Below are 16126 nucleotides of genomic sequence, written 5' to 3'. Positions count from 1 at the left end.
GATGTACGCGCTGAATGCGCACGAACTCTATCGGTTCTTCCACATCGGGGACGACGAGACCGCGGCGCTGCGGGGCATCAGCCTCCATCTGTCGCCTGGAGAGATCGTCGCCGTCACGGGACCGTCGGGTAGCGGCAAATCCACATTGCTGGCCTGCATGACCGGGCTGGACGAGCCGGATGGCGGTTATGTCGAAGCGGCCGGGGTGCGGCTCTCCCGGCGATCGGAAGCCGAACGTGCACGCCTGCGGGCCGCCAATTTCGGCATCCTCCTTCAGTCGGGAAATCTGTTTGGTCATCTGACCGTGGAGCAGAACATCCGTTTTCAGATGCTGCTTGCGGGAAGGCCGGATGAAACCAGAATTCGGCTCCTGCTCGAAAGTGTCAGCCTTGCTCATCGCGCACAGGCATTTCCCACCGGGCTTTCCGGCGGCGAGACGGCGCGCGCCGGGCTCGCAGTCGCGCTGGCCGCGGATCCGCTTGTTCTGGTTGCCGACGAACCGACAGCGGAGGTCGATCGGGACACCGAATCCCGGCTGGTCGAGCATTTCAAAGCGAGGCGCGAAGCAGGCCTGACGACACTTTTGGCCACCCACAGCAAGGCGTTGGCGCAAACCGCTGATCGGATCATCAGGCTGAAAGACGGAAGGATCGACAATGAGTGAGACACTCGTTGTGGCACAAGGTGTCGGTCGCGATTTCCACGATGGAACCGACGGCCAGATCAGCGTCCTGCGCGATGTCAGCTGCGAAATCGCATCGGGTGCGCGCATCGCTTTGGTCGGACCTTCCGGCAGTGGCAAGAGCACGCTGCTTCATATCCTCGGTGGGCTGGACAGGCCGACACGCGGCAGGATCGAATGGCCAGGCCTCGGCGCATTCGAGGAGCTCAGGCCGCGCCAGATTGGTTTCGTGTTTCAGTCGCCTAGCCTTTTTCCGGCTCTCACCGCAGCTCAGAATATCGACTTGCCCATGGTCCTGGCGGACGAAGACAGCGCAGAAAATGGAACCGCAGCCTCGCTTCTGGCATCCTTCGGCCTCGGCGAACTTGCCGACAAGCTGCCGGAGGAATTGTCCGGCGGACAGGCGCAGCGGATAACGATGGCACGTGCGCTGGCCGCAGGACCGAAGCTGGTTCTTGCCGACGAGCCGACGGGGCAGCTTGACAGCATCACCGCGCAATTCTTCTTCGACGCCGTGCTGGATCGCCTTGAGGGTACGGATATCGCCTTGGTCGTAGCAACGCACGATGAAGCCGTGGCCGCTCGAATGTCGACGCGATGGACGATGGACCACGGCCGGTTGATTCCAGGCTGGCCGAGACATGGAGCAGCATGATGCTCCTGTTGTGGATTCGCGGCGTGCTCGCCCGCCGCTTTCTGCGCGTCGCCGGGGCCATGGCGGGCGTCGCACTGACTGTTGCACTGCTTGCCGCAATGGTTCTCTTTCTCGCGAGTGCCGGCGCCACCATGACCGCCCGTGCCATATCGGCCGTCCCGATCGACTGGCAGGTTCAGGTGGTCTCGGGAGCCGATCCGGATCTCGTCGGCAGGGCCCTGAATGACGCGGCTCGGGTCGAGACCGTGCACCAGGCCCGATACGCAGATATTGCCGGCTTCGAGGCCGAGACCGGCGGGACAACACAAACCACCGGACCAGGACAGGTCATCGCCTTCGACAGCTTCTATGCGAAAGACTTTCCTGCGGAGATCCGGCTGCTTTCCGGCAAAACCGAAGGCGTTCTCATTGCCCAGCAGACGGCGGCCAATCTGCATGTCGGCCCGGGCGATACCGTGTCGATCAAGCGGATCGGCCTGCCTCTGGCAGACGTGAAAGTCGCCGGTGTGATCGACCTTCCCGATGCCGATTCGCTGTTCCAGGCGGTTGGCCTACCTCCTCAGGCAGCCCCGCAGGCACCGCCGGACAATGTGCTGGTCCTGCCGCGGGCAGATTGGCAGCAGCTGTTCGATCCCCAGGCGAAAATACGCCCCGATACCATCCGGCTGCAATTGCATGTTCGGCTCACCCATGCCGCCCTGCCAGCCGACCCGGTCTCGGCCTACACTTTTGTCACCGGCGCAGAGAAGAACCTCGAGGCGAAAGTCGCCGGCCAGGCTCTCGTCGCCGACAATCTCGGGTCCCGTCTCGGCGCGGTCCGCGAAGATGCACTCTACGCCTCCGTTCTGTTCCTGTTTCTCGGGCTGCCCGGCATCGCGCTCGCCGTGGCGCTCACCTTCGCAGTCACGTCGTCGGGTGCGTCACGCCGACGGATGGAACAGGCGCTTCTGCGCCTCCGTGGCGCCACGACGCGGAAAATCCTCTCACTGTCCGCCACTGAAGCCGCAATCGCCGCGATCGGCGGAACTGTGCTGGGAATTGTGGGAGCGTCGCTGTTCGGCCTCGCGGCTCCTGGCTTGCGCGTGTCGGTGGCAATGAACAGCCCAACGCCGTTTCTTGTTGCACTGGCCGGGTTGTTCGTCGGCTTCGTCGGCTTCTTGTTTCCGGCCTGGCGCGACGCTCGCTGGGTTAGTGTTAGCGCCGCCCGGCGAGCCGTCGTGCGGAAGGTAACGCCGCTCTGGCAGCGCCTGTGGCTGGATGCGTTGTTGCTGGCTTCAGCAGCGCTTTTCTTCTGGCTGTCGGCAAGCACCGGGTATCAGATCGTGCTTGCACCCGAAGGCGTTGCCGCAACCGCCGTGGACTACAAGGCCTTCATCGCGCCCGCTCTGTTCTGGCTGGGCATGGCGCTGCTGACCGTGCGGCTTTCGGGCTACATCATCTCCCGGAACGGCAGAGTTCTTCGGGCGATCGTCACACCGGTATGCGGGCGCCTCGCGCCTGTAGTATCTGCCACGCTGTCGAGACAATCGCAGCGTCTGACCATCGGCATCGCCATGACCGCGCTGGCAATCTCGTTCGCCACGTCCACGGCAATCTTCAATGCCACCTACAATGCGCAGGCGCGCATCGACGCCGAGTTGACGAACGGTTCTGACGTCACCGTTTCGGGCACCGCGGACAGGCCGGCCGGCGCGCATCTGGCAACGCTGGCTGCGCTGCCTGAAGCCGCAGCGGCCGAACCGATGCAGCATCGCTTCGCATATGTTGGCGCCGACCTGCAGGATCTCTATGGCATCGACCCCAAGCGCATTGAACGCGCAACCAGCCTGTCCGACACCTATTTCAGCGGCGGCAGCGCAGCCAACATTCTTGAGCGGCTGGCGTCAACGCCGGACGGCGTCCTGGTGTCGGAGGAAACGGTGCAAGACTTCCAGCTCCAGCAAGGCGATTCCATCAATTTGCGGCTGATGGACGCCAAGGATCACCAGTACCATCCGATTCCCTTCAAGTTCATAGGCGTCGCCCGCGAATTCCCGACCGCGCCGAAGGATTCCTTCCTGGTCGCCAATGCCGCTTATGTCGCCCGCATGACCGGCTCCGAAGCGTCGGAATATGTCCTCATACGGGCGAAGGGCGATCCCGCGACGCTGGCCCGACAGGCAAGGTCAGCGCTCACATTCGATCCGTCGCTGAAGGTCGCCGATATCGGCCAGGCAGCCCATCTGATCGGGTCGAGTCTGACGGCGGTCGATCTTGGCGGATTGACGACGATCGAACTGGGGTTTTCGGTCGTCATGGCGGCAGCAGCGGCCGGGCTGATGCTCGCGCTGGGATTCATCGAGCGGCGCAGGAACTTTGCCATTCTGAGTGCCATAGGCGCCAAGCCTCGGCAGTTGGCAGCCTTCCTGTGGGGCGAAGGCCTCCTCATCCTCGTCGGTGGCTTTGCGTTCGGCCTTTTGTCTGGCGTCAGCACCGCCTGGATGCTGGTGAAGCTGCTGACCGGCGTGTTCGACCCACCACCAGAGGCACTTTCGGTTCCCTGGACCTATATCTGCATCGTGCTGTGCCTTGTTGCTGCCTCGGTCGTAGCCGCCGTGCTGTCAACGAGGCCATTATCCGGGCACGACCCAGAGCACCTGCGGGACATCTGACCGGTCCCGGTTTAACTATTTGTATAGCTCAGGCCAACTGGTCGAAAACTCGAAGGACTAAAGTTGTTCCATCTTCTCTCATGCCGAGAGAGATGATCCGGCAAGGCAAATCGCGCCGGATCGTCGTCGCTGCCGCTCGAAGCAAGGCTCCTGCGGCATCATCATCAATCCGATGAGGAACCCCAAATGAAAAAGTCAGTCATCGCTACTGCCATCATACTTGCGCTCGCGTCGTCAACCGGCGCCTTTGCCAAGGCTGTCACCGGGACGATCAAGAGCGTCGATAAGAATGGCGACGCAATCACGCTGTCGGACGGAACCAAGTTCACCCTGCCGGAAGGCATCGAAGCCGAGACACTCAAGGTCGGCGAGAAGGTCGTCGTCACTTATTCCACGACAGCAGCGGGCAAGCTGAAAGTTTCCGGCATCCATCAGGCAAAGTGATCGCCGTTTCAGCTGTGACACCGGCAGGGACGGGCGTTTATCCTGGCCCCTGCCGCCACTTCTTATAATATCCCGGTGATCAAACGATCGGCCCGTGTGTTCTGCCAGTAGGCTGCGCGCACCAACGCAGCCGCCAGAATTGCCGTGGCGGCCCCGCCGAGAATATCGCTGACATAGTGCGTTCCCAAATAAACGCGTGACAGTCCGATCAGCAACGCGGCCGCCAGAAATGCCAGCCCGCGACGACGCAGCCCGTGCAGCAGAAACGCCGCCGCGATAGCAAAGCTTGCCGTGGCATGGTCGGACGGGAAGGAGAAATCGACGGTGCGCCCGATGATCAGATGCGTGACATGAGCGTCATAGGGCCGGACCCTCTGCACGAACAGCAACACCAGCTGATTGACACCGAGTCCCAGCAGAAACGACAGACCTGCCGCCACTAGAACATGCCGTGTGGTCCGATCTGGCCGAGGCAACCACCACTGCAAGGCGACGGCCAAAACGAGAAGCGGCACGCCGACCGTCGAAATCCAAGTCATTACGAGATCTGTGGCAGGCGCTTGTCCTGCCCATGTATTTAACCATGCGGTAGTGGCAGCGTCGAATTGGAACATTCAGTATTTCCGTCAGTTTGCGGGTTCTAAATTGCCATGTACGCCATGTAAGGGCGGAGTTGGTGATGTAGTTTCAGGTGGCGCCGACGTCGGCGGTGGCGAGACAGGTACCACCAGCGCGACGGGCTCGCATAGAGAAGCGTGGAGACATCGACCCGTCACCAATACGGACTTCCTGGAAAAAACTGAATGTTCCCGAAATTCGTCTCTGTGCATTGCGTGCTACCAGACCCAAAACAGAAACCAGAGTTCGTCCGGAGTTGGCCGATACCCAGACATGACGATCGAGAGACAAACTATCGTGAAGAGCACAAATGTCGTGGCGACCCAGATCCACGCGCTCGACGAAGAGGGATATCCGCGATACGGCATGGTAAAAGCCACCTCTCGAACTCGACAGGTTTTTCGGCTTGAACGAGATGTAGCCGCAGCGGTTCGAGGCAAACTATGCCCGATCAAGCATACCGGAGGATTGCGGGGCTATTACAAATCGGTAGGAAGTCTGCCGGCCATTTGTTAGCGACGGCATATTGTGTTCCACCGCGATGCCACCACGACAGCGAACAAACTGCCAGCGGGGGCGGGGCCTGTCGAACAAGTTCGTCCACCTTTGGCCGACGCCGGCAGCATTTTGACGCGACTATGCATCAAAGGTGTGCCGTTACTCGGCTCAGCAATGGGCAACCCACGAATCTGCAGAACGCCACAAGGCTCGCACAAGCGCCGGGGGCCAGAGTGGAGCCGCACATCGTGCAGCGGCGTGGAGGCTGAACCGGCCGTAACCACCGCGTGGCAGAAGGCTTGAGGGCTTGAAAAGCGCGGCAGTTCAAATCGAGACATTCGACGATCAGAACCTCATCAGGGGCAAGGCTCCCATCGTGCGGGCCGTCTTCGAGGGGCGGGATATCTCCTCGTTGTGGGACGGGTTGTTCGGGCGCATTTCCGCAGATATCACCGATGCCGCGGCGTTTCTGGACGTGTCGATCCTGCTTCATGCAATCGGTGAGGAAGACAAGGCAGCTCTCAGCCAGAAGGCAGCACTCGAAATCAACCGCCAATACCGGGTCCGCAACGGACGCGGCACCGGGCTGAACGTCCTTGTTTTCATGACGGCCGGCGACTTCATGGCCAACACGCCGATCGAATTCCTGCTCGAGGACTCCGACACCAACCTGCTGCTCTATTATGTCGATGCCGACACGGTCGACTTGAAGAACGTTCCCGAGCATGACGTCGCGTTCGTGGCCGTCGGCGAGTCGGCGGCAAATCTGGCCGTGCTGGCGAACCTCGATCGGCTGCTGGGCGATTGGACCGGGCCCATAGTGAACAACGCGCCTCGCCTCATCATGGCGTTGTCAAGGGACGGCGTCGCGGAGGCGCTGAAGGACGAGCCTTCGATCCTTGCCCCGCCCGCCGTACGCGTTGATCGAGCCGGGGTCGAGCGGCTGGCTTCCGGGGAAATCGAGGTCGACGCGATCCTGATGGCGGCCGCGTTTCCGGTGATTGTCCGCCCGTTCGGCACGCATGCCGGCAAGGGAATGGAGAAGATCTCCACGCGATCGGAGCTTTCGGCCTATTTGAATTCGCATGCCGAGAGCGAGTTCTATGTCACGCCATTCATCGACTACAGCGGGACGGACGGCAAATTCCGCAAGCAGCGCATCGCGTTCATCAATGGGCTCGCCTATGCCAGCCATCTCGCGGTTTCCGAGCATTGGATGGTTCACTACCTCAACGCCGGCATGACCCAGCACGAAGACAGGCGTGTCGAAGAAGCGTTGTGGATGGCAAATTTCGACAGCGACTTCGCGGTGCGTCACGAACGCGCCTTTGATGCTCTCCATCGCCGTCTTGGGCTGGACTACTTCGCCATCGATTGCGCCGAACTCGCTGACGGCCGCCTGCTGGTGTTCGAGGCAGATGTCGCAATGATCGTCCATTCAATTGATTGGGAGAGTATTTTTCCCTACAAGAAGAGCGCCATGCGCAAGCTCTTCGCGGCATTCGAAAACGCGCTCGTACGGCGCGCGGCGCGCGCGAAGTCAACGCTGACGATCGTATGCATCCATACGGGAAAACCCGCCGTCTACCAGAGAACCCACGACGATTGCTTGGTTTGCGCACTGGCGATGCTCACGGGCCGAACCTACGAGGAAATCGAGGACATTGCGCGGGGCTGCGATCCGACATATCCGTTCGGCGGGCCGATGAGTCATTCGATCATGCGCGGCGTTGCCAACAAATGCGGCTTCGTCCTGCTCACCAGCATCTACATGCTGTGGGCCAAGCCGGCGATCATAGGCGTGGTTTCGCCAACCGTTCCCAACACCGGCCATGCCATTTTCTGGGATGGCGAGAAGATCATCGATCCAGGTTTCTGCGAACGTGTCGATCGTTCCTATGTCGACCGATGCGGGTTGGAGTTCACGCAACGGGCGAGCGATCTCGAACCGTTGATCAGCCATGACATCCAGATCTCCTACCAGGCCGGTGCCGTGGCGGCCAATGAACCGCTTTGATCGAAACCATCTCGCCACCGTCCTGACGTCGGAGACCATCATGCCTGCAATTCAGCGCGGGATCTTGCCGGTGCCGCGCCCGGATCCGGAAACGATGGGCCTGGGCCACCACCCGGATTCGCCGGCATCCGTTTCATTCCTGCTCCAGACAGGCGGCGACAGACGCATCTGGCCGGATGCGATAACGCGGCGCAACCGCTATGGCACGCGGGCAATTCCGGCGGACGACGAGATCTCATTCTCGTCGACAACGGCAAGCAACATCTCCCGCGAAGGGTTCCAGGCGGCCAGTGTCGAGCTCGCGCGTCTCTTCGATATTGCCTCGCCTTCCCCTGTCGCTTCGGATCAATGGTTCGCCGACATTCGGGACCGGATTGCCGGCAATCTACGCTGTGCGGGCGCGCACGTCATTCTCGCCGCCTCCGGAACGGATGCCGAGCTTCTCGCGCTGTGCATGATTGCCGGCGTCTCCAGGCGTCCCTTGACCAATGTGCTCGTCGCGCCCGACGAAACGGGAAACGGCGTTCCACGGGCGGCGGCAGGATGCCATTATTCGGATGTGACCGCTCTCGGCAGCGCCGTCGAGGCTAGTGCGCCGCTCGAAGGACTGCCGCCAGACCGGATCGAAGTGCGCACAATCTCTATCCGTAACGAGACGGGTGGGCCTCGTCGTCAGGATGAAATCGATGCCGAGATCATCGCCATTGTCGAGCTGGAGCTGGGGCGGGACCGCGATGTCCTTGTCCATGTGCTCGATGCATCCAAGACCGGATTGCCGGCAGTGACCCGACAGGCGGCGCGCCACGCCGCGGCCCTTGCTCCGGGCCGGGTGCGGGTTATCGTCGACGCGTGCCAGTTCCGCGGCTCGATTTCGCGGCTGAGGCAGGACCTGGCGGATGGCTTCGTCGTCGCCCTAACTGGATCCAAGTTCGTCGCCGGCCCCCCCTTTTCCGGCGCTCTCCTCGTCCCTGCGGCATTTGCCGAGGAACTTGCCGTGAGATCCGACGTTCCGGCGGGCCTTGCGGAATACAGCGCGGGGCAGGACTGGCCGGCTGCCCTTCGCCAACGGATGAGATTCGGCTTCAAGTCGGAATTGAACCTGGGACTGGGGCTGCGGTGGGTTGCGGCGCTCGCCCATCTCGACCGCTATGTCGAGATCGACGAATCCCGGCAAAGCCTCATCAAGGAGCAGTTTGTGCGCCTGGTGCGTTCTCGAATCGATGCCGTGAAAGGCATCTCACTGCATCAGCATGATGAAGGCGATTACCTTGGCTCCTGTGCAATGGTCCCGATGACCGTCATGAACGGCGCCGGCGCTTTCGCTTCGTTCGAGGAGTGCCAGAACATTCAGCTGTCGATGCGCGGTCTCAGCGGGGGACCGATCTGCCATGTCGGGCAGGCCGTGCGCCTGGGTTCGCGCACGGTCCTGCGCGTTGCTGCCTCGGCTCCTGATGTGATCGGCGTTTCGCAGGCGATGTCGGCCGGCCAGTCGCTGCACCAAGCCTTCGCTCCGATAGAATCCAGGCTAGACGTCTTCTTCCATAAATTGTCAGCGGTCCTTTATCATCTCCGAGGTGCCTGATGTTGCAGGTCATCAAGCAAGAGCGCGCCGCGGCAAACGATGCCATTGAGACCTCCGCCAGCCTTGATCCATCGGACTGGGATCAGTTTCGCGAGGTCGCGCACGGCTTGTTGGACGACATGATCGCCCATATCCAAACGATCAGGCAGGGACCGGTATGGCAGCGGCCGAGCGATGAAACGCGCGAGCGGTTCGCCCGTCCGCTGCCGAACCAACCTCGCGAACTGGGCGATGTCCTGGATGACGTGCGCACGCACATCATGCCGTTCGCAACCGGCAACCTGCATCCGTTGTTCATGGGATGGGTGCATGGCGCGGGCACGCCGATCGGCATGGTAGCGGAAATCGTCGCCGGCGGCTTGAACATGAATTGCGGTGGTCGCGACCATGCCGGTCTCGCGGTCGAACAGCAGATCGTGCGCTGGATGAGCGAGGCGCTCGGCTACCCCGCTGGAGCAAGCGGTTTGTTCCTCACCGGCTCGTCAATGGCAAACTTCGTAGCGGTGACGATTGCCAAGACCGAAGCGCTGGGCCAGTCCGTGCGCGAGACCGGGCTTCGCAACTGTGGCCGCGAGCTAGTCGCCTATACATCCGCCGAGGCCCATTCCTGCATCGCGCAGGCCATGCAACTGTCCGGCATCGGATCGGCAAATCTGAGGACAGTCGCGGTCGACGACGCCGGAAGGATGCTGCCTGGCGCATTGCGCGACATTATCGGGGAAGATCGGGCGAAGGGTCTTTCGCCATTCCTGGTCGTGGGCACGGCGGGAACTGTAAACACCGGGGCAATCGATCCGCTCGCCGAAATCGCTGAAATCGCGTCCAGGGAAAAACTCTGGTTTCATGTCGATGGAGCAATCGGGGCTCTCGCCGTGCTGTCCGATTCCCTGCGCGGGCTGTTCAAGGGCATCGAAAACTCGGCATCGGTGGCGCTCGATTTTCACAAATGGGGCCAGGTTCCCTATGATGCCGGATTCCTGCTGGTGCGCGACGGCGATGCCCAGAAGCGCACGTTCGCACAGCCGGCCGCCTATCTGCAGCGTGGTGATCGCGGGCTGGCCGCCGGCGAAACCTGGCCCTGTGATCTCGGTCCAGACCTGTCGCGCGGGTTCCGCGCCTTGAAAACATGGATGACGATCGAAGCGCTTGGAACAGATCGCATTGGCAGGTCGATCGCCCACACATGCATGCTCGCCCGCCATCTTGCCAAAAGTCTGGAGCGCCATCCGGCGTTTCAATTGAAAGCGCCTGTTGCGCTGAACATCGTCTGTTTCGGCATACGCGGGGCGAGCGCTGAATTTGTCCGAAACCTGGTGTTGGATCTTCAGGAATCCGGTTCGGCCGCGCCTTCGTGGACAACCCTCAACGGCGAACTGGTGGTGCGCTGCGCCATTTTCAATCATCGGACGACTGTGGCTGATATCGAAGAATTTGTAGATTTAATGATCGAACATTTCATTGTCGGACCATAGGCCTCCTATAATTATCGGACTAGGTGTTCTCTCCGCTCTTGCAACGTGCTGATTTGATGTCTGTTACAAGCCTGCCTTTGCGCCTCGCTTATTGGCGAGATCTCGTTTTGGAAAACGAAGCGGCAATCTCCGAGGCCTTCAACCCTGCTTGGTCATGGATCCCCTCGGCAGGACTTGGAGGGGCGTATTCCCGCATCCCGACCCGATGGCTGGCCGCTGGCGCGGTACCGGCGTCGGATCTGACGACCTTCCGGCGCCGGAACCATCTGAGACGGCTGAACCGGCTGAGGTAGATGTAGATGACCGGTGTGGTGTAGAGCGTCAGGAACTGCGACAGCAGCAGGCCGCCGACAATGGCGATGCCCAGCGGCCGGCGAAGCTCGGAGCCCGCGCCGCTGCCCAGCGCCAGCGGCAGGCCGCCGAGCAACGCTGCCATCGTCGTCATCATGATAGGCCTGAACCGCAGGATGCAGGCTTGGTAGATGGCATCCTCAGCCGGCAAGTTCCGTCGTCGCTCGCCCTCGAGCGCGAAGTCGATCATCATGATCGCGTTCTTCTTGACGATGCCGACGAGCAGGATGACGCCGATCAGCGCGATCAGAGAAAAATCATAGCCCAGCGCCATCAGCGCCAGGAAGGCGCCGACGCCCGCCGACGGAAGTGTCGACAGGATGGTGATCGGGTGCACGAAGCTCTCATAGAGGATACCGAGCACGATATAGACAGCGATGATCGCGGCCAGGATCAGGTAGGGTTGGTTGGCCAGCGATGACTGGAAGACCTTGGCCGAGCCCTGGTAGCGCGTCGTCAGCGTCGGCGGCAGGATCATCGACTGTTCGAGCTTCTGGATGGCGGTGATCGCGTCGCCGAGCGAATGCCCGGCCGCCAGGTTGAACGACAGCGTCACCGCCGGAAATTGGTCCTGGTGGTTGATCGTCAGCGGCGACACCGACGTCTCGTAATGCGCCAGCGCCGACAGCGGCACCATCTGCCCGCTGGTGCTGGAGCGTACGAACAGGCGCGCCAGCGCCGACGCATCCTCCTGGAAGCGTGGCTGGAGTTCCAGTACCACATGGTGCTGGTCGAGCTGCGTGAAGATCGTCGCCACCTGGCGCTGGCCGAAGGCGTCATACAGCGTATCGTCGACGGCCTGCGGGGTGATGCCGAGCTGGCCGGTCAGGTCGCGGTCGATCTTCAGCGTCATCCTCGGCGCGCTTGCCTGCAGATCCCCGGTCACGTCCTGCAGTTCGGGCAGCGTCTGCAACTTGGCCAGCATGATCGGCGCCCATTTGAACAGCTCGTTCACGTCGGGATCCTGCAGCGTGTACTGATACTGCGTCTTGCTGACCCGCGCGCCGATCTGCACGTCCTGCCGCGCCTGGCCGAACAGGGCGATGCCTTCGACCTTGGCCGCCGCTTTGCGCAGGCGGTTGATCACTTGCGTCGCCGTCGCATGGCGCTCGCTCAGCGGCTTCAGGTCGATCATCAGCCGGCCGCTGTTGACGGTTGGGTTGGCGCCGACCCAGTAATACACCGTCTGCACGTCGGAGTCGGCGGTGACCACCTTAGCCAGCTCGTGCTGGCGCTGAACCATCGCGTCGTAGGAGATGTCCTGCGCCGCCTCTGACGACCCCGAAATGGTGCCATTGTCCTGCTGCGGGAAAAATCCCTTGGGGATGGTCTGGTAGAGGTAGCCGGTGGCGCCGAGCGTCGCCGCCATGAACAGCAGCATCACCGGCTTGTGGCGCAGCACCCAGCGCAAGCCGATCTCATAGACGTGCAGCATGCCTGCAAAGGCCGCCTCGAGGGCCCGCGACGCGATGTTCTCGCGTGCATTGCGGTCGATCGGCTTCAAGAGCCAGCCGCACATCATCGGCGTCAGCGTCAGCGATATCAGGCCGGACATCATGATGGCGACGCTGACCGCGACCGCGAATTCCCGGAAAAGCCGGCCGATCAGGCCGCCCATCAAGAGCAGCGGAATGAACACGGCAACGAGCGACAGCGTCATCGAAATAATGGTGAAGCCGATTTCGCGCGATCCGCTGAGCGCCGCCTGCAGCGGGGTGTCGCCATTCTCGATGTGGCGGATGATGTTCTCCACCATGACGATGGCGTCGTCGATGATGAAGCCGACGGCAATGGTCAGCGCCATCAGCGACACATTGTCGATCGTATAGCCCAGCAGATACATCGCCGCGCAGGTGCACAGCAGCGATACCGGGATGGTGATGCTGGGAATGAGCGTGGCGCGCACATGCCGCAGGAACAGGAAGATGACCAGCACCACGAGGCTGATGCTAATCGCCATGGTAAACTGCACCTCCGAAACGGAAGCCCGGATCGTCTGGGTGCGGTCGCCCAGGATCTGCATCTTGACCGAAGGCGGCAGCGTACGCTGAAGCCCCGGCAGCACGTCCTTGATCAGTTGCACCGTCTGGTTGATGTTGAAGCCGGGTTGCTTGTGGACGTCGATGATGACGGCGCGTTGGCTGCCGAGCCACGCCGCCTGGCGGATGTCCTCGACGCCGTCGATGGCGGCGCCGATGTCGCTGACGCGAACCGGCGCGCCGTTGCGATAGGCGATGATCACCGAATTGAAGGACGCCGCATTGGACAGTTGGTCGGTGGCGGCAAGCGTCAGCGATTGCCGGGGCCCATTCAGCGTACCCTTCGGCGCGTTGACGCTGGCTGCAGATATCGCCGTGCGGATGTCCTCAAGACTAAGCCCGAGTGCGGCGGCCGCCGAAGGGTTGATCTGGATGCGCACTGCCGATTTCTGCTCGCCGTGGAAATCGACGAGTCCGACGCCGGTGACCCTCGAAAGCTGCAGCGCCAGGTAGTTCTCGACATAGTCGTCGACCTCGTCGATCGGCAGGTCGGTGGAGGTGACGGCGATCGACATCAACTGCGCGTCGGCCGGGTTGGCTTTCTCGTAGGTCGGCGGACTGGGAAGATCCTTCGGCAAATCGCCGCTGGCGGCGCTGATCGCGGTCTGCACATACTGCGCGGCGCCATCGAGGGTGCGGTCGAGGTCGAATTCGACCTGGATGGAGGTGCGCCCCAGCGAGCTGCTCGAACTGATGGACGTCACGCCCGAGATCAGCGCGAGCTGCCTTTCGAGCGGCGCGGCGACCGTCGTCGCCATTGTCTCGGCGTTCGAGCCCGGCAGGCTGGCAGATATCTGCAACGTCGGGATCTCAACCTGCGGTACGCCGGCGATCGGCAGCAGGAAATACGCAACAAGCCCCACCAGCGTCACACCGATGGCCAGCAGCGTGGTGGCGATCGGACGGACGATGAAGGGCGCAGAAATGTTCATGCGCTAGTTCGCCGTTTGAGCCGGGCCGGTGACGTCGACCAGATCTCCCTCCTGAATGCGATATTGGCCATCGGTGACGATGGTCTCGCCGGGCTCAATCCCTGTCCCGACAACGGCGAGTTCGGCATTTGAATACGCCACCGTCACCGGTCGTTTGACGACTTGTCGGTCCTTGCGAACGATGAAGGCATAGGTTCCGTCGGGGCCGCGCACGATGGCGGTCACCGGGACGGTGACAACGCCTCGCTGCAATTCGACCTGGACGCGGACATTGACGAACTGCCCCGGCCACAGGCGGTCGTCGGCATTGTCGAAGACGGCGCGTATCCTGATTGTCGCGGTGGCATTGTTGATCTGGTTGTCGACAACGCTCAGGCGGCCGGAAGCCAGTTGCTGGCCGGTATTGTCCTGCACGACCACAGCGGCATTGCCGGCCTTCATCACCTGCTGGATGCTCGGCAGATCGTCGGAAGGCAGCGAGAAGTCCACCGCGATCGGGTGAATCTGGCTGATGCGGACAATGCCGCCCGTATCGCTGGCGTGGACGATGTTGCCGGCATCGACCATGTGGATGCCGGCCTTGCCATCCAGCGGCGAGCGTATCTGCGTGAAGCCGAGCTGGATCTGCTGGATGTCGATAGCGGCCTGATCGACCTTATCGGTCGCCTCGAGCTGCGCCACGGCGGCCTTGGCCGTGTCCAGCACCTGTGTCGAGCCGACGCCCTTGTTCGTCAGGGTCTGAGCGCGGGCGAGGTCTAGTTGGGCATTCGCCAGCGATACGTCGTCCCGCATCTTGGTGGCTTGCGCCTGCGCGAGCGCCGCCTGCAAGGGCTGCGGATCGATTTCGGCCAGCAGGTCGCCGGCATGCACGTCCTGGCCGTCGACAAAGTCGAGCTTGACCAGTTGGCCATCGATCCGGCTGGTCACGGTCACGCTGCGCAACGGCGCGACGGAGCCTAGGCCGATGAGGAAGACCGGGACATCGGACCGGCGCGCATCGTCGGCAACAACCGGAATGGCAGCGTCCCCAGCCAAGGCGTCGACCATGGTCGGGCTGCTTGCCAAGCTCAACGAGCAAACGGCAACGACCCGAAGGATTCGAGGTGTGCTGCACCAGTCGCCAATCATGCACTTTGTCTCCCGCCGTCCGATTCTCCCAAACAATGGACGTGCGGCGAGTTCCTGGCTACCCACGGCCCGTGGCCGGTATTATGCGGGACCAATCTTACACACGCATCACGGCCGGATTACGAATCTGTAAGTTCGCGGTGACGGCTGAGCGCAGCGATGATGCTCGGGCATCAACATTTTTAACACCCCGGTGAATACCTGACAGCCAATTGTCAGCTTGGTCGTGAGACATTGCCAGCTCGCCTTCGATTTGTCGGCGCACGATTCAAAGTGGAACTCAGCGCACATGAAACAGATCGCCTTGTCACTTATCGTCATCGCGTCTTCGGGCGCTTATGTCTGGGATCAGTCAGGCACCGGCCCAGCCAACGATCTTATTGACGGCGCCCAACCCGCCAGCGCTATCGGGGATACATTGCCGTCGGTCATCGCACCGGCTGTGGTCCATCCGGTTCCGGCCCCTGCGGCCCAGCCCAAGGTTCGCCAACAAGATGTGCGGCAAGAGCCGGCGCCGAGGATCGCTCCCGACGTTGGCAAGGAAGCCACGGTGGTTATCGCAGCTGCCGCACCGAAGCCAACACTCGCCGCCAGCCCGCCGCAAGTATCCCTGGTGCCGCCTCCGCAACCGGAGCAACAGTCGGCTCTGGCAACGACCAGCCCCGCGCTGACGGAAACGCCCTCTTTCGCCATGACGCCGGCTGCCTATATTCCGATCCCACAGCCGAGACCGGCATATCCGCACGCGCCGGCTCGCGTCATTCGTGCCGGCATGAAGCTCGCGACCCACGGCTATGCCGATGGGGTCTACACAGGCCCCGCCGCCGACGCCTATTACGGCATCATTCAGCTTCAGGCGCTTGTCCAGGGCGGTCGCCTCACCGCGCTCAAGATACTGAGATACCCCAATGACCGCCGCACCTCTGTCAACATCAACCGGCAGGCCCTGCCCATGAACTGCATCCATCCGGTAGGCTTTGTTCGTCGGTATGGATGTCAATGACGTGTCACGCGAGTAGTCGACAACCGTCACCGTTTCGACGTCCTTGATGCGGGC

At 62.0% G+C, this 16126-nt stretch carries 11 protein-coding genes; 8 read left to right on the top strand and 3 right to left on the bottom strand.

The window, feature by feature from the left end; all coding sequences use genetic code 11:
• Nucleotide 1: 1 nt before the first annotated feature.
• The 4 genes from ACFFNA_RS32725 to ACFFNA_RS32710 all read left to right on the top strand — a co-directional run bounded on the left by ACFFNA_RS32725 (nucleotide 2) and on the right by ACFFNA_RS32710 (nucleotide 4432).
• On the top strand, nucleotides 2–664 hold the full coding sequence (locus ACFFNA_RS32725; RefSeq protein WP_378923905.1) for an ABC transporter ATP-binding protein: 663 nt from the start codon (nucleotides 2–4) through the stop codon (nucleotides 662–664).
• A complete protein-coding gene (locus ACFFNA_RS32720; protein ID WP_378923904.1) occupies nucleotides 657–1337 on the top strand; it encodes an ABC transporter ATP-binding protein in 681 nt (226 codons plus the stop codon). Before ACFFNA_RS32725 ends, ACFFNA_RS32720 begins: the two co-directional genes overlap by 8 nt.
• Nucleotides 1337–3988 (top strand): ABC transporter permease, encoded by a 2652-nt coding sequence (locus ACFFNA_RS32715; RefSeq protein WP_378923903.1) that lies wholly within the window; start codon nucleotides 1337–1339, stop codon nucleotides 3986–3988. Before ACFFNA_RS32720 ends, ACFFNA_RS32715 begins: the two co-directional genes overlap by 1 nt.
• Nucleotides 3989–4174: 186 nt before the next feature.
• A complete protein-coding gene (locus ACFFNA_RS32710) occupies nucleotides 4175–4432 on the top strand; it encodes a DUF1344 domain-containing protein (RefSeq protein ID WP_378923902.1) in 258 nt (85 codons plus the stop codon).
• A gap of 62 nt (nucleotides 4433–4494) precedes the next feature.
• Here the strand turns inward: ACFFNA_RS32710 and ACFFNA_RS32705 are convergent, their stop codons facing one another.
• The gene (locus ACFFNA_RS32705) at nucleotides 4495–5046 is read right to left on the bottom strand and encodes a phosphatase PAP2 family protein (protein ID WP_378923901.1); all 552 of its coding nucleotides are present in this window, start codon (nucleotides 5044–5046) and stop codon (nucleotides 4495–4497) included.
• An 809-nt stretch (nucleotides 5047–5855) separates the two neighbouring features.
• Between ACFFNA_RS32705 and ACFFNA_RS32700 the strand changes: the two genes are divergently transcribed.
• The 3 genes from ACFFNA_RS32700 (at nucleotide 5856) to ACFFNA_RS32690 (ending at nucleotide 10619) form a co-directional block, all read left to right on the top strand.
• Nucleotides 5856–7565, top strand: a complete 1710-nt coding sequence (locus tag ACFFNA_RS32700) for an ATP-grasp domain-containing protein (RefSeq protein WP_378923900.1) — start codon at nucleotides 5856–5858, stop codon at nucleotides 7563–7565.
• A 481-nt stretch (nucleotides 7566–8046) separates the two neighbouring features.
• On the top strand, nucleotides 8047–9147 hold the full coding sequence (locus ACFFNA_RS32695) for a hypothetical protein (RefSeq protein WP_378923899.1): 1101 nt from the start codon (nucleotides 8047–8049) through the stop codon (nucleotides 9145–9147).
• Nucleotides 9147–10619 (top strand): pyridoxal phosphate-dependent decarboxylase family protein, encoded by a 1473-nt coding sequence (locus ACFFNA_RS32690; RefSeq protein WP_378923898.1) that lies wholly within the window; start codon nucleotides 9147–9149, stop codon nucleotides 10617–10619. The genes ACFFNA_RS32695 and ACFFNA_RS32690 overlap by 1 nt, the downstream gene beginning before the upstream one ends.
• A gap of 88 nt (nucleotides 10620–10707) precedes the next feature.
• Here the strand turns inward: ACFFNA_RS32690 and ACFFNA_RS32685 are convergent, their stop codons facing one another.
• Both ACFFNA_RS32685 and ACFFNA_RS32680 read right to left on the bottom strand, forming a co-directional pair.
• Entirely contained in the window at nucleotides 10708–13941 is a 3234-nt protein-coding gene (locus ACFFNA_RS32685) for an efflux RND transporter permease subunit (protein WP_378923897.1), read from the bottom strand.
• A gap of 3 nt (nucleotides 13942–13944) precedes the next feature.
• The gene (locus tag ACFFNA_RS32680; RefSeq protein ID WP_378923896.1) at nucleotides 13945–14988 is read right to left on the bottom strand and encodes an efflux RND transporter periplasmic adaptor subunit; all 1044 of its coding nucleotides are present in this window, start codon (nucleotides 14986–14988) and stop codon (nucleotides 13945–13947) included.
• 370 nt (nucleotides 14989–15358) lie between these two features.
• Here ACFFNA_RS32680 and ACFFNA_RS32675 point away from each other — a divergent pair, with 370 nt between their 5' ends.
• Nucleotides 15359–16072: an FMN-binding protein gene (locus tag ACFFNA_RS32675; RefSeq protein ID WP_378923895.1), complete on the top strand. Its 714-nt coding sequence runs from the start codon at nucleotides 15359–15361 to the stop codon at nucleotides 16070–16072.
• Nucleotides 16073–16126 lie beyond the last annotated feature (54 nt).

This window comes from Mesorhizobium kowhaii, assembly GCF_042431665.1.
In the GTDB taxonomy this organism is placed as follows: domain Bacteria; phylum Pseudomonadota; class Alphaproteobacteria; order Rhizobiales; family Rhizobiaceae; genus Mesorhizobium; species Mesorhizobium kowhaii.
This window is presented reverse-complemented; position numbering and strand designations above follow the sequence as displayed.